Below are 23247 nucleotides of genomic sequence, written 5' to 3'. Positions count from 1 at the left end.
GAGTCGTCGAGAGAAGAAAAGCAATCTTATTGCGCGCTGCCTTCGATCCCACATGAGTTCACGCAACCATCTTGACTGAAACAATCCAGCCAATGGATTCGCTTTTCGCATCGGTCGCGATGCCTGTTTCGGGTAGTGGATGCCATGTTCATTTCGTTCGCCCGTGAGAATCCGGAATCAGGCAGCGATGTCCATCGCGTGCACGGGATTGCCACCGTGCGGACGGGACTCGGCAGTTGCCCGACGAATCGTTCGACACGGCCAAGGCGTCCTCGTTGTGACGGGTTGAACCGGGCAACGTGGATTGCGGTGATTTTTTCGGCTATCGCCTTCGCGCCGGTTGTCGCGCGCGCGAGTGATGAAACCCTCAGTTTTACGGACCCGGATGACGGGCAATTCGACGTAAGCGACTTCCTGCTCAAACACAAGGGCGCGTTACCCGTACCCATTCTGATTACCGAGCCCGCTGTCGGCTACGGCCTTGGACTCGGACTATTGTTCTTTTCCGATCCGGCCTCCGACGCCGGGTCGGGTCCTCCGCGCGATGGCAAGAATCGCGCGCCGCCGAACGTCACGGCACTGGGCGGCCTGTACACCCAGAACGGTACATGGGCCGCCGCCGCGGCTCACTTTCACACCTGGGACGACGACAGGTACCGTTATCTTGGTGCGATTGCCAAGGTAGACGCACATCTGGACTACTTTGGCCTTTCCAGTCAGCCGCGATCCTATACGCTCCAGGGTGTTGGATTGATCCAGCAAATGCTGATGCGTATTGGCAACAGCCGCTGGTATGCGGGTTTGCGCTATATCTTTTTCGATTCGTCGTCTACGTTCGGTTCTGGCGAAGCACCGGGAGAACTGGGCAGCTTTCAAAAAGATCAGCGCATCGGCGCCGGCAGTATCGTGGTGGACTATGATTCCCGAGACAATATTTTCTATCCGGGTGAAGGCAGTTTCGTCGAGATCGAGGCGCAGGCCGCCAGGACGGCTTTCGGCGGCACGCAAAACTACGATATCTACGCTGCGCGGGGTTACACATGGCAACCGTTGACGCATACGCTGATACTTGGCCTGCGTGTGGACAGCAGATTTTCCACCGGTGACATTCCGTTTTACGCGCAACCGTATGTCGATCTGCGTGGCGTTCAGAAGGGAAGGTACCAGGACAGGAATGCCTTGACGGCCGAAATGGAACTGAGATGGGATTTCATTCCCCGATGGTCATTGCTCGGCTTTACAGGCGTGGGCAAGGCCTATGGACGATGGCACAGTTTTTCTGAGTCGCAGAATGTACAGAGCGTCGGCGCGGGCGTGCGCTATCTGATCGCACGCAAGCTCGGCCTGGCGGTAGGCATCGACGTAGCACACAGCAAGGATCAGAACGCGTTCTACATACAGGTCGGCAGCGGGTGGCGGTGACGATCGATGCGCCCGCCCATCAGAGGATGAGACGGATGAAGACGATGCGTCGCGAGATTCTCGGTGCGGTCGCTTTATGCGCTGTGATTCGGAGTGTGGAAGCGAGCCCCATTGACTTGTCGAACGCCTTGCCGAATTTTATCGGAGGCGGTATCGGGTCGACGACGGAGTATGCGGGCGGCAAGGACCGGATAGTCGGCGTTTTACCGGGCATGCGCTATGTGACCAGTGGCGGTCACTTGCTGGAATGGTATGGAACCTACGCGCAATATAACTTCGGCAGTCTGACCGGTTTCCAATGGGGCCCGGCTCTGGCGTTGCGACTGGGCCGGCGGGATGTCGACGATGCCGTGGTCTCGCAGATTCACAGCGTGGACACGACGCTGGAAGGTGGCGGCTTCGTCGGGTACGAATACAGTCACGTTGGCGATATCCCGTATCGCCTGCGTGGAGAGGTGACGGTCGTCACGAATGCCGGCGCGGTCTATTCAGGCGCGCGTATCTCGCTGAACACCAGCGCGTGGTTCCCGATCCATCAACGGATATTCGTCGGAGGCGGATTGGGAGCGACGTGGGTGAGCGCAGGCTTCAACGAAACCTACTACGGCGTCACGGCAGAGGACGCCGCCAAAAGCGGACTGCCCATGTATACGCCGGGCGGCGGACTGAATCAGGTCACCGGATGGCTTGCCGCTATCTATCAGATCAATCCAAGCTGGTATGCAGGCGCAATGATTTACTACCAGCGCCTCAGCGGGGACGCAGCCGCTAGCCCGATCGTCACGCAGCGAGGCACGCGGAACCAGCTTACCTACGGAGTCGGCATTGCTTACGCGTTTCGCTGATGTTTTGCCCGGATCGATTGGCAGTATCCGTTGGCCGGATCGCATGTCGGCCGATTGACGAAGCGGATGTGACCAACCACGATACAAAGAATGAGCCGCGGCATCAGAAGCCCGCCATGTATCCAGAGCCGCGCGCGGCCGCCGGCGATAGTCTGGAAGTGTCGAGTCACCGGACGGAGACCGGTCGCCACTAAAGGAAAGCAACCTGACGCGTCAATTGACAGGGGGGCTTGATGCGGTTTCGCACCATTGAGTCAGCTTGCAGTCTCGAAGACGATCGCCAAGGCACACTGGAGAGGGCCATCTTCCGCCGGCCGCGGTCGCGTTGCACGTTATTCCTCGCGATGAGCGCGGGCCTGATCATCGCCTTGCTGTCGCTTCCGGCGCACGCCCAGCAAGCATCGGATCAACAACTCTCGAATCGCACCGTTATCGGCGGCAACGTGAAGCAGCACGCCGACGCCGTGCTTGCTGTGATGAGCTACACGACGGTCCCCGATGTCACCACCAGTTCGCTGTCGATCAACAATGGCACTTCCGGAAATCCTGGCTTCGGTCAGTCGCAACTGGGGGCGGGTTTACGATCAGCAAGTCCTTTCCGTTGTATGTAGAGGGCACGCTCGCCTATAGCCGCTACGACCCGACGTTCGTCGCCACGGACGGTACCCAGCAGCGCGCATTGCCGACTCGTTGGAACACTTTCAGCAGCACGGTCGGTATCGGCTGGGATTTCCGGATCACGAATGAACTCGTGTTCCGTCCGATCCTCAACGGTACGATTGGACGCGTATCGAGCGATCTGAAGATCGGGCAGTCGCTCGTCAACCATGTGACCGACAGCAATCTCCAGTTCCTGCAGAATGGATCGCTGGATGCATACGGCTATGGCGGCTCGCTCGTGCTCGACTTCGAACACTACCGCGAAACCTATGAGATCGACGCTGAATTGCGCGCAACCGATATCTACCTGCGCAGCTTCGGTAGTTCGTCGGAGGCCGTTCAGGGTTCGGCCACGGCGCAGCAAGTGAGCCTGTGGACGCGCTGGCGCGCGCCGACTGGCTGGCACGCACTCGACCGGCCGGTCCGCTATGTGCTGGAATTGGCCTATTCGCATTACTTCGGCGACAGCGCCGGGGTGCTCGGCTTCAACGATCTCACGTCATTGGGCGTTGGACTCGAACTCGACAGCAGCAAGTATCCGATCGTCATCACCCGCACGCGTGCGCTCGTGAGATATGTTTTTGGACACAACGTGCACGGCGTGTCGTTCGGGTTTGCCGTGAGCTTTTGAGCGTATCGGCGCAACCCTTATCCGGGCTTTCAGTCTCGTGCAAACCACGTCGCCGGCACCAGGGAATCGGACGAGGCCGTCAGCAACTGCCGCACGAATGAGACTAAAGTCCAATAACGACCTTGGGTCAGAACGCCTAGATTAATAGGTTTCCAGGCCGCGATACCCTCGAAAGGAGGACCGTCCGGAAGAGTTCTCCATGAACGCATTCACCCGGCGTCAGATCACTCGTGTTCAGCACTTCGCCTGCGAACGCACGCGCGTACCAGTTCGCGTAGGCGCGTCGAGCGCTGGCGCGGGGAGGATCATGTCATTCTTCCGCACATGGCCGGCAGTAGTCTGCATTCTGATCGCGCTCGGCGCTTGCATCATTCCGGCGGATGGCGCTCCTCTGCCCGCCACGCTGCAAGGTATCGTCAACACCGCGACAGGCGCGGGAAAGCCAGTTCCGGCATCGCAAGCCGCATCCGCATCTTCCGCCGCCAGCGAGGCAGAGCTTGCGCGCTCGCTGGACACCTTGATCGGTACGCTTGACAACGACGCACAACGCACTGCGCTGGTTGCCCAGCTGAAAGGGCTGCGAGACGCCAATCAGCATGTTGCGCCCGCAGCGCCTGCACCAGCCAAAGGCGATCTGCTCGGCGCAATCGCCTCCGGCCTGGCATCCGTCGAGACGAATCTGAACGAAGGCCGCACGCCGCTGCATTTCTGGGCGACCCGTTTCCGCGCGGCAGCCAGCGAACTGCGAACGGTTCTCACAGGTTCTCGCGGGGAATCATTCGCCGCGCTTCTGATCGGCATGGTGGTGACGCTTGCGGGATGGGGCGGTTGCGCGGGCTTGCTGGTCTATTTGCAGCGACGCATCGGTGCGCGTTATGGCTGGCATGTTGCACTCGCGCCGAATCCGACCTCGCTCGACATGTTGAGCTTCGCATTGCGGCAGACCGGGCCGTGGATCGTCGCGTTCGTGGCGGTTCTGCTGTTCGTGCAGGCAATGCCCGACGCGCTCGGCCGGACACTCGGGCTGGTGATTGCCTATGCGATCGTCGCGGGATCGATCTTCTCGGCGATCTGCATGATCGCGTTCTCCGTGTTCGGTACAGCACATCGGCGCGTCGCCGTCCAGCAATTGCTTGCGCGGGGCCTTTGGCCGCTGTTTGCAGTCGGAGCATGTGGCGCGCTTGGCGACGCAACGGCCAATCCGGAGGTGATACGCCTGCTCGGCGCGAATCTGGCCGGGCTCGTGTCGAGCTTCGCCAATATGGCGGCGGCCGTTTTGATCGGTTACTTTGCGCTCGCGTACCGGCGTCCCGTCACACATCTGATACGCAACCGCCCCTATTCGCGCAGGCGCGATCACAAGTTCGCCACGGAAGCGCTCGATATTCTCGCCTCACTGTGGCATATCCCGATCCTGCTGATCGCGATTGCATCCGTCGTCGCGATCATCGACGGGCGCGGTGAGGAGGGGAACGTCCTGCAACCGTCTCTTCTCAGCGCACTGTTTCTCGTTCTCACGCTGTTCGTGTCGGCATTGCTGCTGCACCTGACGCGCCGTAAGGACTCGCGCATGCAGCGGCGGTCGCCGCACCTGATGCGACTGTTGCGCTTCGCCACCGCGTTGTTCCTTCTTGCGATATGGCTCGCGTACATACGTTTTGAACTGGTGCTGTGGAGTGGTCCGATCGCCCGCTTGATCAGACACAACGCAATGACGCCTGGCTTCAGACATGCGCTAATCGCCGTTATCGCGACGGTCTTTGGCGCCTGGTTCATGTGGATTCTCATCGACACCGTCATCCTCGAAACATTGGGCTCGAGCAATTCACGCAACAAGACACTCAATCCGGGCGTACGGGCACGCACGATGTTGCCGCTGGTGCGCAACGCGATATTCGTGACGGTTGCGAGCCTCGCGGCCATCGTCGGCGCCGCGAGTCTCGGGATCAATCTGACACCTCTGCTGGCCGGCGCGGGAGTGATCGGTCTGGCAGTCGGCTTCGGTGCGAAGTCGCTGGTCACGGATCTGATTACGGGACTCTTCATCATTGTCGAGGAGACGATCTCCGTCGGTGACTGGATCGACGTCGACGGTGGCCACGCCGGCACCGTGATGGACCTGACGATCCGCACAGTGCGGCTGCGCGACGGACAAGGCGCGGTTCACACTATTCCTTTCTCGCAGATCAAGATCGTCAAGAATCTTTCGCGCGACTTCGCCAATGCCGTATTCGAAGTCAGACTGCCATTCTCGGCAGATATCGATGAAGTCACTCGCATGATCGTGAAAGTCGGTGCCGACCTGATCGAAGATGCCCGCTTTCGCGACGAGATTCTCGGCCCCATCGAAGTGTGGGGGCTCGACCGGTTTGATGCGAACTGGATCGTGGTGAAAGGGCAGATCAAGACCCGGCCGCTACAGCAATGGAGCGTGGCGCGCGCTTTCAATGCACGGCTCAAGCTCGTGATGGACAAGGCGGGCATCGAGATCCCGGTGCCGCAGATGCAGCTGCACGCATCGCCGAAGGAACGCACCTGAAAACCGGGCAAAACCGTTGATGCCACGGAAGTCGGTATAAACCCTGGATCGTACGATGCACGGTGCCATCGCCCGGTAACGACGCCGTGGCACAACTTCATGCACGAAATGCGTGCACGCCTTTCGATGCTGGACTTCGGGAGGACGCAACTCGGACAGCCAGGACGGGTATGATGAAAATAGCCCGTTCGGGCTCGTCTCCGTTCGACGTATGACAGTGCAGTTGAGCCTGGTACTGCATATGGGCAGCGCTCACGCTCAACGCTTATCCGACCAGATGCGGCAGCGCCGGCTCGTACGTCAGGGCTCGGCGTGAGCATCGATGTGCGAGAGGGCATCCCATGCTGCAGCCATTTGCATCATCTGATCCGTTCACGATGGGAGTCGAGCTCGAAGTTCAGGTCGTCAATACCCATGACTACAACCTGACGAAGGCGGCGACGGAGTTGCTGAACCGGGTGAGCGAGCAGAGCTTCGCGGGCGCGATCAAGCCGGAGACAACCGAGGGGATGATCGAGCTGGCGACGGGCATATGCCAGAACTTCGACCAGGCGAGGCGCGAATTGCAGGTGCTTCGCGATACCCTGGTTCGGGCAGCGGACTTTCTGAATGTCGGCGTGTGCGGCGGCGGCACAAACTTCTTCCAGAACTGGTACGACCAGCGTTCCGACGGGCGCGAACGCTCCGAATATCTGATGGGGCTATATGGCGCGCTATATCAGCAATTCACGATCTTTGGCCAGCACGTGCATGTAGGCTGCCCGGACCCTGATTCGGCGCTCGTTCTGTTGCATTCGCTTTCGCGTTACGTTCCGCACTTCATCGCGCTGGCGGCTTCCTCGCCGTATGTACAGGGGAGCGACACGAAGTTCCAGTGCGCCCGGCTCAATTCGGTTGCGCCATTTCCTTTGTCAGGGCGAGCGCCATTCGTGACGACGTGGTCGGAGTTCGAAGCCTATTTCGCGCGCATGGCGAACACGGGCCTCGTCAAGAGCCTGAAGGACTTCTACTGGGATATACGTCCAAGCCCGGGATACGGCACGATCGAGATCCGTGTGATGGATACACCGCTACGCGTCGAATGGGCCGCCGCGATCGCCGCTTATATTCAGGCGGTTGCGCGCTATCTGCTGGTCGATAAGCCTCTACGCCTCAGTGAGCGTGATTACGAAGTGTATCGGGCGAACCGGTTCATGGCCTGCCGCTATGGGCTGGATGGTCTATGCGTGAATCCCGAGACGGGGCATCGCGGTCCCATTCGAGGCGACATTCTTGCCACGCTCGACGCAATCGCTGACCATGCGCGCATTCTCGGCGCGGAGGAAGGCATTGATATCGTCAGGCGTACGGTGACGGAAGGTGTCAGCGATGCAATGTGGTTGCGCCGCATCTACGGCGTACACAATTCGTTGCATGAGGTTGCCCGCCAGCAATGTCAGGTCTGGCGTGGCGCGCAGATGCCGGGATAGACGCCGGATTCCGCACACCCGTGTTTTCCGGTTCCATGCGCGCGATTGAAGAGACAGTCGAATACATGTCGACACCGGAAGGGCACGTCCGCTGCACCCGTGCCGGATAGCGGATATCGTAGTCGGCATTCGATGGTTCCCGATTGCTTTCGGAAGCAGCGGTTTCGTCGACAGTCGCGAGCCGATATCCCGTTGGACCTGCACGTTGTCGCGTACGCACGCGAATTGACGGGCTGCTTTGCGCCTGCGAGGGTGCGGAGGTAGCGCCATGGATGTGCCGACAGATTTCCAGTTGCGAAAATTCCCCCTCAAACACGGGCCTGGTTCCATGCCTGCCATTGGGTTCGGCACGCTGATCCCAGATGCAGCCACGACCAGGACGGCTGTCTACGATGCGCTGACGGAGGGGTATCGACACTTCGACTGTGCAGAGCGATATAGAAACGAGAGCGAGGTGGGCGAGTCCTTGCACAGAGGGCTCGCAGCCAACGGGCTGGCTCGTGAAGAGGTCTTCGTTACGACCAAGCTGTGGAACTCGAACCATCGGCCCGAGCGCGTTCCGCTGGCTTTCGAAGCAAGTTGCAGCAAGCTTGGCATCGACTATCTGGATCTGTACCTGATACATACGCCATTCGCGTTCCAGCCGGGAGACGATCAGGACCCGCGTGATAAGAACGGGGACGTCATCTACGACGACGGCATCACGTTGCTCGACACATGGCGTGCGATGGAAGCGCTCGTCGACGGCGGAAGATGCCGGGCGATCGGACTGTCCGACATTACGCTGAATGACCTGCAACCTCTATATGAGGCGGCAAGAATCAAACCGGCGGTGGTGCAGGTCGAAGCTCATCCGTTTCTTCCCGAGACGGAACTGCTCGAGTTCTGCAACGCGAACGGGGTCATATTTCTGGCCTTTGCGCCGCTGGGACATGGCATAAGGCCGGGTCCCCTCGATGATCCCGTCGTCGCTGAGATCGCTGCGCGTGCGGAGAAAACTCCGGCGCAGGTTCTGCTCGCCTGGGCCGTGCAACGTGGCACGGCGATGTTGACCACGCCAAAGACAGCAGCCCGTGCGCGGGAGAACTTCAGTATCGCCGAACTCCCTGCGGACGCGTTCGAACAGATCAATCAGATTCAGACCAGACGACGTTATAACGAAGTCGTGAAGACGGGCACGCCAGGATTCATTCCGTCGCGTAAATGAGCGCCGCATAGTGCCCTTGTTGGCGAAGCGTTTGACGCGTCGCGGGAATGACGCGCTCTGCCGGAAATCGTATAGAGGTGTGACTGACATGGCGCGACTGCTATCGGTGAATGTTGGCCTCCCGCGCGACATCCAATGGAATGGGCGGACCGTGCGTACGGGAAGCTGGAAGCTTCCGGTGCAAGGGCGGTGTGTCGCGAGGCGTCTCGGCCTTGACGGTGACGGTCAAGGGGATCTTGCGGGGCATGGCGGAGAACAACGCGCCGTGCTGGCCTATCAGATGGAATCGTATCGACACTGGCAAGCGTTTCTGCACAGAAAGGAATTCGGGTTTGGGCAGTTCAGCGAGAACTTCACGATCGACGGGTTGCCGGACCGTGAGGTGTGTGTCGGCGACGTCTACCAGATAGGCCATGCGATTTTCGAAGTCACTCAACCGCGCGTGACCTGCTATCGCCTCGGCATTCGCATGAACGAGCCGCAGATGGCGGCCTTGTTGACGTCCAGCGGACGCCCGGGGTTCTATCTGCGCGTCCTGCAGGAAGGCGACGTCGGCGCGGGCGACGAGATCATCAAGCTGCGCGGGGCGAAGGCGCAGATGACCGTCGAAGAAATCAATGCGCTGCTGTATTCGCCTGCCCATCCGCGTGACCGATTGGAGCGTGCATTGTGTATCGATGCGCTGTCACCGGGATGGCGGGCGTCGTTCAATACACTACTCGGCAGCATCGAGGCAGGCGCGACTAGCGGCAACGCGGGGCTTGCGCCCGCCGCGGCGTCGAATGCGGTTGCACCTGGTTTCCGACAACTCGAGGTCGTGACAATCCAGCGAGAGTCCGCCGACGTTCTTTCGTTCGTATTCGAGGCGACGGATGGACTGCCACTTCAGCAGGCTCGTCCGGGGCAATACGTTGTGTTGCGTCTGAAGCCGGGCGCTGAAGATCCGCCGTTCTTTCGGAGCTATTCGCTGTCGGGTGCGCCGTCGACAAGCCGATATCGCATCAGCGTGAAGGTCGAGCCGAACGGGGCAGCGGGTACCTATCTTGGCGATCGTGTTCGCGTTGGCGATACGCTCGATGTCAGCGCTCCGCGCGGGGACTTCGTCCTCAACGAAGGAACGAATCCCGTCGTGTTGCTCAGTGCTGGAATCGGCGTGACGCCTGTTCTCTCGATGCTGCATGCATTGTCGGCGGCGGGTTCCGGGCGGCAGGTTCTCTGGGTCCATGCGGCCCGCGATGGCAAGCATCATCCTCTCGGCGCCGAATCCCGGCGGCTGCTCGACATGCTCGAGCACGGACGCGGCTACGTTTGCTACAGCGCGCCGGCGGCGAGCGATCGTATCGGTGACGACTTTGACGATACGGGCCGTGTGTCGCACACGGTGTTTGAGAAGATTGGCCTTCCCGTGGATACCGACATCTATCTTTGCGGACCCGCATCGTTCATGCATGACATGAAGCGAACGCTGGAAGGCATGGGCGTTCCGAATTCACGACTTCATAGGGAGCGCTTCGGCGGCGTCGAGTCGCTGAATCCAGGCATAACGGACACGTCGGTACGCGCTCCGCATCTGCCGCTTGCAGAGGTCGCCGAGGGGCCGCTGGTGTCGTTCGCACGCAGTGGCATCGCCGCACATTGGAATACGCTTTCCTACCAAAGTATTCTTGAACTGGCCGAAGCCTGCGACGTGCCCGTCCGATGGTCGTGCCGGTCGGGAATCTGTCACAACTGCGAGAGCGGGCTTGTTTCGGGGGCGGTTGCCTATGCCCCGGAGCCGCTGGACAAGCCTGCCGATGGCAATGTGCTTATCTGCTGCGCACGGCCCGTCGGAGACGTCGTGGTGGATTTGTGACTCTATAGGGATGTGCCATTCGAGGAAACGCGTTCGGTTCCTATATTTAATTAATAGATTGTCGCACCCTGTAATCCACGCGATACCCAGTGCTATAGTTGTTCCACCACTCTCCTGCGATCCCGACTCCCATGTTTTGCGACGCGTGCGACGGAATGCTACAGAGTACTACCCCTGTTCCCCATCCACAGTTGCAGAAAGCACCTTGTTCGACGAGGTTGCGTCCACTCGGTCGCCGCCCGCTCGAAGTGTGCAGATATCGCTGTCTTCAGTGCGGGGTGAACTGGATGCTCGAAATTGACATGTCGGACTCAGGCGTGCACGAGTGGATCTGTCTTTACCGATCGTCGAGCATTCTTGAGCCCGGCAGCGTTTCGGCTCTCAAGCCGCAGCTGGAAGCTGATTCGCCAATGGTCACGCACGTGAACGCCGCTCATGCGGTGGGCCCGGAGCGGCCATATCAAATGTTGATCCGGCTAGGATCGCTTCCCTTCGTATGACATGGATTGGCTTTGCGAACCATCCGTTCTTGATGGATTCGCCGGCCTTCGAAGACCCTCTCCGATTTCGCGACTGTCCAACGACAAATGGCTCGGCGCAAATGACCGTGGATTGTCGCAAAGCCAATCAAAGTCAATATTTGATGTCGCGGGCTGCCTGCCGGCCATGTTGCTTGGTTTGACGTTTATCCTGCCTGCATTGCGGGTTGGATTGCTGATTGGCAGCCCGGCAATCCTGTTTTGTATGGCGAGCGCCCTGGCGTGTTTCCTGGCGGACATCACGTCCTGCGCGACGTTGCTGCGCCTGTTCGGTAGCCAACGAATCAGCTGCAGAGGCTGCCAGCAAGATTGCCGCTAGCGCAACCGCGCACCTTCTATTCCGTAAGAACATGATGCAGTCTCCCTGGACGTGATGGCTCAGGCGGCGATGTCATGCCCGTCATGTTACGGCTGCTTTTGCTTCCGCGATCAATGTACGCTTCGTCTTGTCATCACTATGCTTCCGTTTCGCCAATCCAAACGAACCGCGTTCGACTAAACGCTGCACAACGTCGAAGCCGGCTGAGGATGTGCAACATCACGCACGATCTTCTCTCAGACGCGGTAACGCGAGCAGTAGCACTTGCGTCGATTCGGGTTGGGAAGATGATTTGCACGGTAACGCACATACAACCACAAATGCAATGCTTCTCCCCTAGCAGAACAGTTTTTACGCTGTCCAGGCCGTCATTGGACCAAAGTCCAATACAAACTTTTGTTCAACATGTATAGGCTAAATTCTCGACCTGTGGGACACCGGTGATTTGTCGTGCGGTCGTGAATATGACCTGAAGAGACCACAAGAAAGCGGAAACCCTGACGAAGCAGCGATGCTGCGACTAAAACCGCCCATCACGGCATCAGTCAGTAAAAGTGCTTTTCATTCGCAAGGTATCACGCGTTCGCGGCTGAATGTGAATAGAACGGGTGCACGTTCGCGGCAAGATTTGAGATCTTTGCAGACCAGCTTCAACAGTGGCACTACGTCAGTATCAGTGCGCGTTTCTCCCTGCCATGCCGACGGTGCCAGATTGGGCGCGCCCTGATTTGTCGCCGGCAAATGCTCAGGGTGACCCCCCGGGAGGATAGTTATGCTGATCACACCGGATACCCAACGGGTGCTGTCCCGGCAATTACTGGATGTCCTGATTCGCGCCGGACTTGTCGCCGTTCTGGCCATCTTCTGTTTCCGGATCTTCGTCCCGTTCCTCGATCTCATGGTCTGGGCATTGATCCTTGCGATCACGCTGTATCCGCTACAGGTCAGGCTTCGGCGTTCGCTCGCCGGCAAGGATGGCCTGATCGCCACATTGATCATCCTCTGCGCGTTCGTGGTGATACTCGTGCCGACCTATTTGCTGGGCGTCGCGGTGGCCAATTCGATCGAGCGGGCGATGGCCATTTTTAAGAGCGGCAGCTTCCAGATTCCGCCACCGGCGCAATCCGTGGCCGCGTGGCCGTTGATCGGCCAGCGGGTTTTTGACTTCTGGACGCAGGCTTCGACCGATCTCACCGGGCTCGCGCAGAAGTTCGCACCTCAGCTCAAGGAAGCCGGGCTCGCAATCCTCGGCACGGTCACAGGGCTGGGTGCGGGACTGCTGGTCTTTTTCATTGCGCTGATCGTCGCGGGCATTTTCATGGCGCATGGAGAGAAGGGCTATCAATCTTCAGTGCAGATTGCCTCGCGCATCTCAGGTCCCGAAAACGGCCAGCAGATTGCCGATTTGTGCACATCGACCATTCGGGCAGTGGCGCAGGGCGTGGTCGGCATTGCGTTCATCCAGATGCTGCTCATCGGCATTGCCTTCATCGTCATGGGTATTCCCGGGGCCGGCCTGCTCGCGCTCGCCGTGCTGCTGATCGGCATCATGCAGTTACCCGCGACGCTGATCACCGTGCCCGTCATCATTTTCGTGATTGTTACGGAGGGCGTGAGCACGGCGACCATCATATTCTCGGTCTACGTTTTCGTTGCCGGCCTCGCCGATAACGTGCTCAAACCACTGTTGCTGGGCCGTGGCGTCGCGGTGCCGATGCCCGTGGTGCTGATCGGTGCGATCGGGGGCATGGTGACGGGCGGCGTCATCGGCCTCTTTATCGGTCCCGTGATGCTCGCGGTGGGTTACCAGCTGTTCTGGCGATGGGTGAAAGACCAGCCGGCATCCGGGCAGCGCCAGAATCCCGAACAACCCTAAGTCTCCAGAGACCACGCCGTGTCGCCTTCAATGCTCCCATGCGGGGTGGCGATGCCGTTTCGGGCAGTATTGCTGATCGGCAGCGTCACAGGCTTCCTGAGCGGGTGCATGCGCGTGGGTCCGGACTTTCATCCGCAGCATGAGGCGTGGAGCGAGCACTGGAGCAGCACATCGATCGGGCAGGTCACGCAGCAGGCGGCGCAACCCGATGCGCGTCAGTGGTGGCAGATTTTCGGCGACGAGAACCTCGAGCGTCTGATCGCGCAAGCCGATGCAAACAACGGCGACCTGAAGATTGCGGGCCTGCGGGTGATCGAGGCTCGCGCGCAGCTCGGCATCGCGCTTGCGGGACGGTATCCCCAGGTGCAGCAGGTCAATGGCGAAGTGCTTTACTCGGCGCGCAAGAACTCGGATGGATTCAACCCGCGCTCGGGTGCCTACTTGCAGTACGGCGCGGGCTTCAGCATCGGCTGGGAACTCGACTTCTGGGGGCGTTTTAGCCGTGCGATAGAGTCGGCCGATGCCGCGTTCTTTGCCGCACAAGCGAATCGCGACGCCGCGTTGGTCCTGTTACACGCGCAGGTCGCCGATACCTATTTCACGCTGCGCACGGCCGAGGCGCGCCTGCGCATCGCGCGCGAAAACGCCCAGTTGCAGAAGCGCAGTTTCGACATCGCGCAAAAGCTCTTCAAGAGCGGCGAGACGGATGAACTGGACCTTCAGCAGGCCAAGACGCAGTATCTGGGCACGCTGAGCAGCATTCCCGATCTCGAGAGCCAGATCGTGCTCGCGCATCACGCGCTGTCCGTGCTGACGGGGCGGCCGCCCGGTCCGCTGCCGGAACTTGACGTGCAGTCCGACAAGCAGGGCGCGATTCCGCTCGTCGATCATGCCGTGCTGCAGGACGTGCCCGCCGATCTGCTATTGCGTCGCCCCGACGTTCGCGCTGCCGAGTATCAGATGGCCGCGCAGTCGGCACTGATCGGCGTCGCGAAAGCCGATCTCTATCCGTCCGTGTCGCTGGTCGGTTCGCTCGTCTGGAGCGCGAGTTCGCTCACGGGCTCATCGAACACGCTGGCCGTGGTAGCCGGCCCGAGCGTCACTTGGAACGTGTTCGATCATGGCCGGATCACCAACAACGTGCGCGTGCAGGACGCCCGGCTGCAACAGTTGACGCTCGCCTATCAGAACACCGTGCGCGAAGCCGCGCGGGAGGCCGATGACGCCGCTACCGCACTGATCGCCGCATTGCAGCGGGATACCATTCTCAACGACGCCCAAGGGGCCGCGCGGCGCTCTCTCACGCTTGCCAATACGATCTACCGCGAAGGGTATTCAGACTTCCAACGCGTGCTCGATGCCCAACGCGCGCTGTTCGCACAGCAGGACGCGTACATCGTCAACCGAAGCAATGCCGTGGGCAGTCTGATCGCGCTGTACAAGGCGCTCGGCGGAGGCTGGTACGCGGAGCAGCCAATCGTTGATCCGGCGACCCGCGCGCAGATGCAGGAACGCACCGACTGGGGCGATCTGCTGAACGATCCGGCCGCGCAGCCGGCTGCCGCCATTCCGTCCTCAGGTCCGTCCCAATGAGCGACACGCCCGAGTCCTCCCACGCCGCGCCGACGCCGGCACCGTCGCCCGACGCCGATCCATCGGGCAGGGCGGTGAAGTGGATCGTCGGCCTGATCGTCGTGAGCCTGATCTGGTATCTGCTTGCCGACCGCTTTACGCCATACACGCAACAGGCGCGTGTGCAGGCCTATGTCGTCCCCGTCGCCGCGGAAGTATCGGGACGGGTGACGCGCGTCCTCGTGCATAACAACCAGGAGGTCAACGCGGGCGACGTTCTTTTCGAAGTCGATAACGACCAATACCGTATTGCCGCCGATCGCGCGCGGGCCGACCTCGAGTCCACGCGCCGTCAGGTCGGCGCCAGCACGGCGGGCATCGATTCAGCGCTTGCCTCGCTGCGGGCGGCGATCGCAAACGAGATCAAGGCGCGGCAGGACAGCGACCGTCTGGAACGGCTGTACCGCGAAGACGAGGGCACGGTCTCGCTTCGACGCCTCGAGGTGGCGCGCGCGACCCACGAGCAGGCCCAAAGCCAGGTCGCCGCAGCGCGTGCCGAAGTGGAGCGTGCACGCGAGCAGCAGGGCGGTCTCGATGCAGAAAACGCGCAGTTGCGCAGCGCGGCGGCTGCCGTCCAGAAGGCCGAACTCGATCTGGCCGACACGCGGATCACGGCCCGCACGGGCGGCGTCATCACCGATCTGCGCGCCGAGGTCGGCCAGTTCGCGGCGGCGGGCAATCCCGTGATGACACTGATCGCGATCGGCAACGTGTGGGTCAGCGCCGATATGACTGAGAACAACCTGGGCCATCTCCAGCCCGGCACGCCTGTTGCGATCGCACTGGACGCACTGCCGGGTGAAGTCTTCGAAGGGCGGGTCCGCAGTATCGGTTATGGCGTGAGCGTGGGGCAGAGCACGCCACCCGGCAGTCTGCCCACCGTGCAGAACAGCCGCGACTGGCTGCGTCCCGCCCAGCGCTTTCCGGTGATCGTCGAGTTCGACCCGGGTGAGCGCGCACGTCTGCACAACCTCCGCATTGGCGGGCAGGCCGAGGTGATGGCGTTTCCGAGCCAGGGCAATCCGCTCAATCCGCTGGGCCGCGTGTTTCTGCGCGTGATGAGCTGGGTCTCCTACCTTTACTGACGTCGATGGCAAACACACTCCAGCTCCCCGGCCGCCGCGCGCTGCGCATTGCCACAGGGACGGCACTCTGCCTCGCGCTCAGTTTCGCGCTGGACCTGCCGATTCCCGTGGTCGGGCCGGTGTTCGCCGTCTTTTTGCTGGCGACGCAAAACCGGCCGCTGTCGTTCAAGGCAGGCATTGCGTTCGCGCTGGTCGTCGCATTGACCACGGGCAGTGGCTTGCTCCTTGTTCCGCTGCTACGTCATTACGCGTTCGCTGGCGTCATGATCACGGGTCTTATGCTCTTTCTTGCCTTTCGCTACGGATTGCGCGGCGGGAACAATCTGGTCGCGACCTTTCTGGTGGCGGGACTGACGATGATCTCGGCAGCGGGCACAGCTGACTTCCAGTCGGCCGTGACGGTCGTTGGCGCACTGGTGAAGGGGCTCGTGCTTGCCGTGGTGGTGTCGGCCCTGGTCCACCAGCTGTTTCCCGAACCCATCAGCGCGCGGATGCAGCCTGCCGCGCCCGTCATGCCGAACAACCTGGCCGTACGCGTTGCGCTGCGCGCGGCGCTGGTGGTCATGCCCATCTACCTGCTCGCGATGACCGACCCGGCGAGCTACATGCCCATCATCATGAAGTCCGTCAGCCTCGGCAGACAGAGTTGCACCACGACAGCCCGCAGCGCGGCGCGCGATCTCATCGGCTCCACGTTGCTAGGCGGCCTGCTCGCGGTCGTGTTCTGGTTTGCACTGAGGCTCTTCGTGGACCTGTGGATGTTCTTCCTGTGGATGCTGCTGTTCGGTCTGCTGGTAGGGCGCAAGCTTTATCGCATCAGCCCGACGCGTTACTCGCCGGGCTTCTGGCTGAACAGCCTCGTCACGATGATCATCCTGCTCGGCCAGTCGGTGCAGGATAGCGTGGCAGGCAAGGACGTCTACAGTGCATTCGCGGTGCGCATGGGACTCTTTCTGGCTGTGACCCTCTACGCGTGTCTGATGCTTCAGCTTTTCGACCGCTACAGCCGCACACACTGACACGACGCGCGGCTGCGCCAGGACTGGGACACCAGCAAGGGTGAGACGGCGAGGGGCGCTGCGCTGGTGTCGACGAAAGCGACCGGTGCGACCGCGCCACTGGTGAGAAGCCTGATTTCTGATTGGACCAAGGTCCAATACCGCCGGTGCCATGCAGTGAATAGACTTGAAGATGAGCGCGTGATGCCTTTCGACGACGCTACGAGACGGGAGAGACAGAAGCAAGACGGTTATCGAAAACCGAATCGCCCCATTCAATATGTTCCGGAGAATGGTCTAGCCGCGATCGGGTGAAGCCGGAGCGCCGTGTTCTGTTTCACGTATCCCGAAGACGGCACGCGGCAGCGGGATCGCTCGCCACCGCAGCCTTGATCGATCGCGCAAACTGTCCCCCTGGGCGGCGGCGCGGTTCCGCAGTCCGTCCACAATGCGTTGCTTCGGGCTCTGTCGAAGGTCTGTTCAGGAGAACACCAGATGACAAAGTTGCTGGTCGACGTGGTCATCTTTCTTGCGTCGGCGCTGATCGCCGTGCCGGTGGCAGTCCGCCTCGGCTTTGGGGCGGTACTGGGTTATCTGGTGGCGGGCATCATGATCGGCCCGTGGGCACTGAAGCTGGTGACCGACATCGACGCGATCCTCCACTTTTCCGAGTTGGGCATCGTGTTGATGATGTTCGTGATCGGACTTGAAATGCGGGTCGACGCCCTATGGGCGATGCGCCGCACCATCTTTGGCTACGGCACGATGCAGATGACCGTCTGTGCCGCGGCGTTGTTAGGGGTTTTCATGATGTTAGGGTTGCCCTGGCGGATTGCGTTGGCGGGCGGGCTTGCGCTCTCGCTGTCATCGACGGCAATGGTGATGTCCGAACTCCAGGAGCGCAAGTTAATGGACATGCCAACGGGCCGCGCCGGATTCGGCATTCTCCTGTTTCAGGACATGGCCGCTATCCCGCTGATTGCTCTCCTGCCGCTGCTTGGACCGACGGTGCCCACCCCCGCAGCGGAACCGGGTTGGCTCCTGGCTTTGAAAGCACTGGCCATGCTGGGTGCGATCGCGCTTGCCGGCCGCTATCTGTTGCATGTCGTGCTGCGCGTGATCACCAGCATTGGCGTTCCCGAGATTTTCACCGCGTTTGCCCTGCTCTGGATCGTAGGCATTTCATTGCTGATGGAGAGCGTTCATCTGTCGATGTCTCTAGGCGCCTTTATCGCAGGTGTACTGCTTGCGGATTCGGACTATCGCCACCAGGTCGAAGTCGACATGGCGCCCTTCAAGGGTTTGTTGCTCGGTTTGTTTTTCATCGCAGTGGGAACGTCAATCGATTTTGGTGTTTTGATGCGCGAGCCGGTACGTGTCGCGGTACTCGTCGTGGCACTGGTCGGTATCAAGTCGATCGCGCAGTGGCTTCTTGCGAATAGATTTGGCGTGCCGCCTTCGCAACGCGGCTACTTTGCGATTCTGCTGTCGCAAGGCGGCGAGTTCGCGTTTGTGGTGATGGCGGCTTCACTGGCTGCGGGTGTTATCGATCAGCGCCAGTCGTCTCTTGTCACGCTGGTCGTTGCGCTCTCGATGGTCACGACGCCGTTACTGTTGCTCGTGCATCGCAGGCTGTTGCAGCCATTTGCCCGTCCTGAGGTCGGAGAGGGATAGTCGAGAGCATCCGTTGCGTAGCCGGATCGCGGATTACCTGGGGGCCGTCGATTGCGACGGCAAGAACCACAAGGAGCGCCGCCTAACATGTCAAACGAACGCGAACCTTTGCTTGACCCAATCGATAGAGTGAGCGAGATCGTCTTTGGTGTACTGATGGCACTGTCGTTTACAGGCGCCCTCAGCGTTGCGACCGCCGGCCGCCAGGAAGTCCGGACGATGATGTTCACCGCACTCGGCTGCAACCTCGCCTGGGGGCTCGTGGATGCCGTCATGTGTCTCATACGCACAGCAACTGAGCGACGCAGGAAGGTTACATTGCTGGCGCGGCTTCGGGCGACACAAGACAAGCCCGAAGCGCACCACTTGATTAAAGATGCGCTCCCGCAACTTTTCGGATCCATCGTCCAGCCTGCCGCGCTTGACGAACTGCACCGGGGGATGCTTACCGTAAGCGAGCCGACTGTCCGACTTGACGGAAGAGACTATGCCGCCGCATTCGGCGTATTCGCGCTCGTCGTCCTGGCGACTTTTCCGGTCGTGATTCCATTCATGTTTATTTCACAAGTCATGCTGGCATTGCGCATCTCGAACACACTGGCGGTTGTCACGCTCTTCATTTGCGGTTTTGCGCTCGGTCGCTACACCGGCGGAAGACCATTGGTGTCCGGTCTTGCAATGTCCGGAATTGGCGTCGCGTTGCTTGCGATCATCATCGCTTTAGGGGGCTGATTCGTGCCCTGGGAACGGATTATCTGCTACCACAGGACGAACACTGTGAAATTGCAACCGGGGGCGCACGACAGCACGATTGCGGGTGGAGTACATCCTTTAGATCAATGCAGCAACACGGTTTGACCGTGAACCACGATGGAGGTAACCATGCACAGAAGAAGTTTTATACGGACGGGTAGCGCTGCGCTCGCAGTTTCGGGCCTTACGCTGGCGGGTTTCACGGTGACACTGCGCGACGCCCTCGCCGAGTCCAACTCGGCGAAACGGCAGGAAATCGACGCCAAGGTCCACGCGACCTTATCGCGCCTGTACGAGACAGTCAAAGGGTCGAAGGAACTGGTCGGCAAGGCGAACGGCGTTCTCGTGTTCCCATCCGTACTGAAGGTCGGCTTCGTCGCCGGAGGCGAATACGGCGAAGGCGCATTGCACGTAGGCGGGAAGTCGGTTGGCTACTACAGCACGGTGTCGGGCTCATTCGGCTTGCAGGCAGGCGCGCAATCGAAGGCCGTCATCTTCCTGTTCATGACGCATGATGCGCTCAGCAAGTTTCGCAATTCCAAAGGCTGGTCGGCCGGTGGGGAAGGGTCGGTCGCGCTGCTGAAGGTCGGCGCGAACGGCGAGATCGATACGACGACGGCCACCGCGCCCGTCGAAGCGATCGTGATGACCAATGCCGGGCTCATGGGTGACGTGTCGCTCTCAGGCACTAAGGTTTCGCGCCTGAATATCTGATGTCGGAGCTTGCTGTGTTTGCCTGGCCGGGTATCGACCGATCGACGCGATGGAGTTGTCGTCACGCCAGATCGGCAACCGGGTGCGCGCGCCCGCAAACCAGGCTTGTCCGGGTTCGCCCAGTCGTCTGGGCGTTCAGCGCGCGAGCTGCGCCTTCGCAAGCCGGCCCAAACGTCGGACGCCGTCTTCGACACGTTCGCTCCAGACGTGCCCGGCACTCAGTCTCAGGCAATTGCGAAAGCGCCGGCTCGCGGAGAAGACATCACCGGGCGCAAAGCAGATGCCTTGCTCGAGCGCGTCCTCGAAGAGTTCGCGTGAATCGAAGCCTCTCGGCAGTTCGAGCCAGAGCATAAAGCCGCCGGCTGGCCGGCTCACTTTCGTGTCGGCGGGGAAGGTTGCCTCGATCGCACGCGTCATGCGCGCGAGGTTCTGTTCGAAGATGCGGCGGATACGGCGCAAGTGCGTGTCGTAGGCGCCGCTTTCCAGGAAGTCCGCGAGCGCGATTTGCGGCAGGGCCGGGCCGCAGAGCGTGAACGCGAGCTTGCGCTCCATCAGCTGCTGCGTATAGGCGCCCGCTGCGATCCAGCCGATCCGGTATCCGGGCGCAAGACTCTTCGAGAACGAACTGCAGTAGATCGTATTGGCACCGCCTTCGAGCGCGGCGAACGGCTTTGGCCGCTCGCGCCCGAAGTAGATGTCGCCGTAGACATCGTCTTCGATCAGCGGCACGGCATGCCGGGCAAGCACCGCGAGAAGCGCCAGCTTGTCGGGCTCGGCCATCGTGGAGCCGAGCGGATTGTTGAAACTCGACGACAGCACGCAGGCCGCGACGTGTTCCGTATCGAGCAGGTGTGCGAGCGCGCCGACGTCGATGCCGCGCGTCGGGTGGGTCGGCAACTCGAAAGCCTTCAGACCCAGCACTTCGATCGTATGGAGCAGTCCAAAGTAGGTGGGCGACTCGATCGCGATCGTATCGCCGCGCTTCGCGACGGCGGTGAGCGCGAGGGTCAGCGCCTCGGTGCAGCCTGCCGTGACGATCACGTCGTCGGGCGACAGCGCGTGCCCGACGCGCATCGCGCGCTTCGCGATTTCACGGCGCAAGCGCGGTTCGCCATGTGGTGGGCAATAGCCGTTGTACCGCGCGCTTTGTCGACGTGCGGCACGCGCGAGCGCGAGGTCGAGCCGCTTGGTTTGCAGAAGCGCCGAGTCGGGAAAGGCGCAACCGAGCGGCACGAGCGCGGGATTCGACGCATGCTCGAGCAGCGTCGCCACGACCCCGCTGACCGAGACGTGCGACGCTTTCGTTCGCGCTCGGGAAGGCGACGGCAACGCGAGTGTGCTGCGCGGCGAGGCCGCGACGTAAAAGCCCGACTGCGGCCGCGCGACCAGAATGCCGCGATCTTCGAGCAGACGGTACGCCTGTAGCGCCGTGGCGATACTGATCCTGTGCTGCTCGCTGACGGCGCGCACGGAAGGCAGCCGCACGCCCGGCGCGAGCGCGCCGTTGTCGATCATGCCGACGATGAGCGCGGCCAGTTGCTCATAACGGTATGAAGTGTGCGTGTCCATGAAAGCATCGCGGCAGAAGATTCACGATTATCGTTCCGGCGCCGGTGGCTTGCCAAGCGAAATTGTGATGGTCGATTCAGTCGGAAATTGTGACTGTTATGGTCGGCCCGCGAGCGCTACGATGCGTGTGTTCCGATCGCATCCGTCAGAGCACAGACCGTCGCATGGGGTGGCTCGAACCCGGCGGCTCAAACGGATCGCCCACAGTCCATACAAGGCAAAGGCATGAACGCTTCCCAGCAGCGTATTGACGAAGAGCAACTGTCACGATCCACCAGCGAAAATACGAGGGAATGGCGCGGACGCTTTCCCTACAACGAGATCATTTCACTGCTCGATGTGAACCGGCCATTCAACCTGGCAGAGAGCACGTCGCAGGACCTGACGCTTGGGGAACTGCTGGACTTCGGTGGTCTTGAGGGTATCCGTGATCTGAAGCTTGGCTATGGCAAATCGGCGGGTGCACAAGCGCTTCGCGAGGCCATTGCGGACGCCTGCAAAGTCCCAGCAGAGCAGATCGTGACGACGCAGGGTACAGCGCTCGGACTCTTTCTTCTTGCGTTCGAAGTTTGCCGACCGGGCGACGAGGCGGTTCTCGTGACACCATGCTTTCCGCCGAGCCGCGACTGTCTGCTTGGCGCCGGCGTCAACGTCCGCGAGGTCAGGTTATCGTTCGAGAACGGATATCGACTGGATCTGGAGCAGCTTGCAGCGAGCCTGTCGCCGGAAACGAAACTGGTAAGCATCGCTTCGCCGCAAAATCCGAGCGGTGTTCAGACATCTCGCGCTGATATCGAAAAGCTGCTTGTGTTGATGGAGAGGCACTCTCCGGAAGCGATACTTTTTATCGACGAGACCTATCGCGAGGCAACCTATGGCGACGATGTCGTGATCGACAGTTTTGCGGGGCTCGACTCGCGTATCGTCACCGGCGCGTCGGTATCGAAAGCGCTTGGCGCGCCGGGGTTGCGCACAGGTTGGCTCACGGTGGCGGACCCTGATCTGCGATTGCGCCTGACCGTCGCGAAGATGAACACCGTCATCTCGGGCTCGGTGCTCGACGAAACGCTCGCCGCCGCGCTGCTGCACAATCGGGAAGCTGTGCTTGGATCGCGACGTCGCTTGCTGGCCGGCGCCCTCGCGGAACTGGCGGCCTGGTGCGAGCGCGAACAAAGACGCATCGAGTGGGTGCGCCCCGATGCCGGCGCGTTGTGCTGCTTGCGTCTACGTCGTGAAGCATTCGACGACGATGCCGTATCGCGCTTCTGGGATCTGTTGCCTCGCTACGATTTGCAACTGGCGTGCGGAATATGGTTTGGAGAAAGCAATCGTGTATTTCGGCTGGGCTTTGGTTATTTGCCGTCTGCTCGTTCTGGATCGGCGCTGGCTGCTCTTTCGTCTGCTCTGGATGCCGTCAGCGCATGAGGGCTCTGAGATCACGCTGCATGTCGCACGCCGGATAG

General features: G+C 60.9%; 16 protein-coding genes and 1 pseudogene. 15 read left to right on the top strand and 2 right to left on the bottom strand.

The window, feature by feature from the left end:
* Positions 1-285 precede the first annotated feature (285 nt).
* The 7 genes and pseudogenes from H1204_RS22175 (at position 286) to H1204_RS22145 (ending at position 10625) form a co-directional block, all read left to right on the top strand.
* Positions 286-1422 carry a BamA/TamA family outer membrane protein gene (locus tag H1204_RS22175; protein ID WP_180733261.1) on the top strand — a complete coding sequence of 379 codons (1137 nt, stop codon included), beginning with the start codon at positions 286-288 and terminating at the stop codon, positions 1420-1422.
* A 35-nt stretch (positions 1423-1457) separates the two neighbouring features.
* Entirely contained in the window at positions 1458-2267 is an 810-nt protein-coding gene (locus tag H1204_RS22170; protein ID WP_180733260.1) for a MipA/OmpV family protein, read from the top strand.
* Between the two features lie 344 nt (positions 2268-2611).
* Positions 2612-3558 (top strand): annotated as a pseudogene (locus H1204_RS22165) (hypothetical protein).
* 199 nt (positions 3559-3757) lie between these two features.
* Positions 3758-6097 (top strand): mechanosensitive ion channel domain-containing protein, encoded by a 2340-nt coding sequence (locus H1204_RS22160; RefSeq protein ID WP_180732860.1) that lies wholly within the window; start codon positions 3758-3760, stop codon positions 6095-6097.
* 341 nt (positions 6098-6438) lie between these two features.
* Positions 6439-7566 (top strand): YbdK family carboxylate-amine ligase, encoded by a 1128-nt coding sequence (locus H1204_RS22155; RefSeq protein WP_180732859.1) that lies wholly within the window; start codon positions 6439-6441, stop codon positions 7564-7566.
* A 268-nt stretch (positions 7567-7834) separates the two neighbouring features.
* Positions 7835-8773 (top strand): aldo/keto reductase, encoded by a 939-nt coding sequence (locus tag H1204_RS22150; RefSeq protein ID WP_180732857.1) that lies wholly within the window; start codon positions 7835-7837, stop codon positions 8771-8773.
* Between the two features lie 88 nt (positions 8774-8861).
* On the top strand, positions 8862-10625 hold the full coding sequence (locus H1204_RS22145) for an MOSC and FAD-binding oxidoreductase domain-containing protein (protein WP_180732856.1): 1764 nt from the start codon (positions 8862-8864) through the stop codon (positions 10623-10625).
* A gap of 633 nt (positions 10626-11258) precedes the next feature.
* On the opposite strand, the gene H1204_RS22140 is transcribed toward H1204_RS22145, so the two are convergent.
* On the bottom strand, positions 11259-11516 hold the full coding sequence (locus H1204_RS22140) for a hypothetical protein (protein WP_180732855.1): 258 nt from the start codon (positions 11514-11516) through the stop codon (positions 11259-11261).
* A 739-nt stretch (positions 11517-12255) separates the two neighbouring features.
* On the opposite strand from H1204_RS22140, the gene H1204_RS22135 reads away from it, so the two are divergent.
* The 7 genes from H1204_RS22135 to H1204_RS22105 all read left to right on the top strand — a co-directional run bounded on the left by H1204_RS22135 (position 12256) and on the right by H1204_RS22105 (position 20215).
* Complete coding sequence (locus tag H1204_RS22135) at positions 12256-13359, top strand: AI-2E family transporter (RefSeq protein ID WP_180732854.1); 1104 nt, start codon at positions 12256-12258, stop codon at positions 13357-13359.
* Positions 13360-13410: 51 nt separating this feature from the next.
* Positions 13411-14952: an efflux transporter outer membrane subunit gene (locus H1204_RS22130; protein WP_243468754.1), complete on the top strand. Its 1542-nt coding sequence runs from the start codon at positions 13411-13413 to the stop codon at positions 14950-14952.
* Entirely contained in the window at positions 14949-16076 is a 1128-nt protein-coding gene (locus tag H1204_RS22125) for an HlyD family secretion protein (protein ID WP_180732853.1), read from the top strand. The genes H1204_RS22130 and H1204_RS22125 overlap by 4 nt, the downstream gene beginning before the upstream one ends.
* A 5-nt stretch (positions 16077-16081) precedes the next feature.
* Positions 16082-17095, top strand: coding sequence for a DUF2955 domain-containing protein (locus tag H1204_RS22120; RefSeq protein ID WP_180732852.1), 1014 nt, complete (start codon positions 16082-16084; stop codon positions 17093-17095).
* A gap of 474 nt (positions 17096-17569) precedes the next feature.
* Complete coding sequence (locus H1204_RS22115; RefSeq protein WP_180732851.1) at positions 17570-18748, top strand: monovalent cation:proton antiporter-2 (CPA2) family protein; 1179 nt, start codon at positions 17570-17572, stop codon at positions 18746-18748.
* Positions 18749-18835: 87 nt separating this feature from the next.
* Positions 18836-19480: a VIT1/CCC1 transporter family protein gene (locus H1204_RS22110; protein ID WP_180732849.1), complete on the top strand. Its 645-nt coding sequence runs from the start codon at positions 18836-18838 to the stop codon at positions 19478-19480.
* A 150-nt stretch (positions 19481-19630) separates the two neighbouring features.
* Entirely contained in the window at positions 19631-20215 is a 585-nt protein-coding gene (locus H1204_RS22105; RefSeq protein WP_180732847.1) for a YSC84-related protein, read from the top strand.
* Between the two features lie 135 nt (positions 20216-20350).
* On the opposite strand, the gene H1204_RS22100 is transcribed toward H1204_RS22105, so the two are convergent.
* Positions 20351-21784 (bottom strand): PLP-dependent aminotransferase family protein, encoded by a 1434-nt coding sequence (locus H1204_RS22100; RefSeq protein WP_180732846.1) that lies wholly within the window; start codon positions 21782-21784, stop codon positions 20351-20353.
* Positions 21785-22009: 225 nt separating this feature from the next.
* Here H1204_RS22100 and H1204_RS22095 point away from each other — a divergent pair, with 225 nt between their 5' ends.
* The gene (locus tag H1204_RS22095) at positions 22010-23209 is read left to right on the top strand and encodes a pyridoxal phosphate-dependent aminotransferase (protein ID WP_180732844.1); all 1200 of its coding nucleotides are present in this window, start codon (positions 22010-22012) and stop codon (positions 23207-23209) included.
* Positions 23210-23247 lie beyond the last annotated feature (38 nt).

Source organism: Paraburkholderia sp. PGU19, from assembly GCF_013426915.1.
Lineage (GTDB): Bacteria > Pseudomonadota > Gammaproteobacteria > Burkholderiales > Burkholderiaceae > Paraburkholderia.
Note: the sequence above shows the minus strand (reverse complement) of the source record. Positions and strands in the feature narration are given on the sequence as shown.

Bases quoted from the DNA above. Each gene is read 5' to 3' on its own strand.
- H1204_RS22170 (WP_180733260.1), top strand. From the start codon at position 1,458: ATGAAGACGATGCGTCGCGAGATTCTCGGTGCGGTCGCTTTATGCGCT.
- H1204_RS22160 (WP_180732860.1), top strand. From the start codon at position 3,758: ATGAACGCATTCACCCGGCGTCAGATCACTCGTGTTCAGCACTTCGCC.
- H1204_RS22155 (WP_180732859.1), top strand. From the start codon at position 6,439: ATGCTGCAGCCATTTGCATCATCTGATCCGTTCACGATGGGAGTCGAG.
- H1204_RS22150 (WP_180732857.1), top strand. From the start codon at position 7,835: ATGGATGTGCCGACAGATTTCCAGTTGCGAAAATTCCCCCTCAAACAC.
- H1204_RS22145 (WP_180732856.1), top strand. From the start codon at position 8,862: ATGGCGCGACTGCTATCGGTGAATGTTGGCCTCCCGCGCGACATCCAA.
- H1204_RS22140 (WP_180732855.1), bottom strand. From the start codon at position 11,516: ATGTTCTTACGGAATAGAAGGTGCGCGGTTGCGCTAGCGGCAATCTTG.
- H1204_RS22135 (WP_180732854.1), top strand. From the start codon at position 12,256: ATGCTGATCACACCGGATACCCAACGGGTGCTGTCCCGGCAATTACTG.
- H1204_RS22130 (WP_243468754.1), top strand. From the start codon at position 13,411: ATGCCGTTTCGGGCAGTATTGCTGATCGGCAGCGTCACAGGCTTCCTG.
- H1204_RS22125 (WP_180732853.1), top strand. From the start codon at position 14,949: ATGAGCGACACGCCCGAGTCCTCCCACGCCGCGCCGACGCCGGCACCG.
- H1204_RS22120 (WP_180732852.1), top strand. From the start codon at position 16,082: ATGGCAAACACACTCCAGCTCCCCGGCCGCCGCGCGCTGCGCATTGCC.
- H1204_RS22115 (WP_180732851.1), top strand. From the start codon at position 17,570: ATGACAAAGTTGCTGGTCGACGTGGTCATCTTTCTTGCGTCGGCGCTG.
- H1204_RS22110 (WP_180732849.1), top strand. From the start codon at position 18,836: ATGTCAAACGAACGCGAACCTTTGCTTGACCCAATCGATAGAGTGAGC.
- H1204_RS22105 (WP_180732847.1), top strand. From the start codon at position 19,631: ATGCACAGAAGAAGTTTTATACGGACGGGTAGCGCTGCGCTCGCAGTT.
- H1204_RS22100 (WP_180732846.1), bottom strand. From the start codon at position 21,784: ATGGACACGCACACTTCATACCGTTATGAGCAACTGGCCGCGCTCATC.
- H1204_RS22095 (WP_180732844.1), top strand. From the start codon at position 22,010: ATGAACGCTTCCCAGCAGCGTATTGACGAAGAGCAACTGTCACGATCC.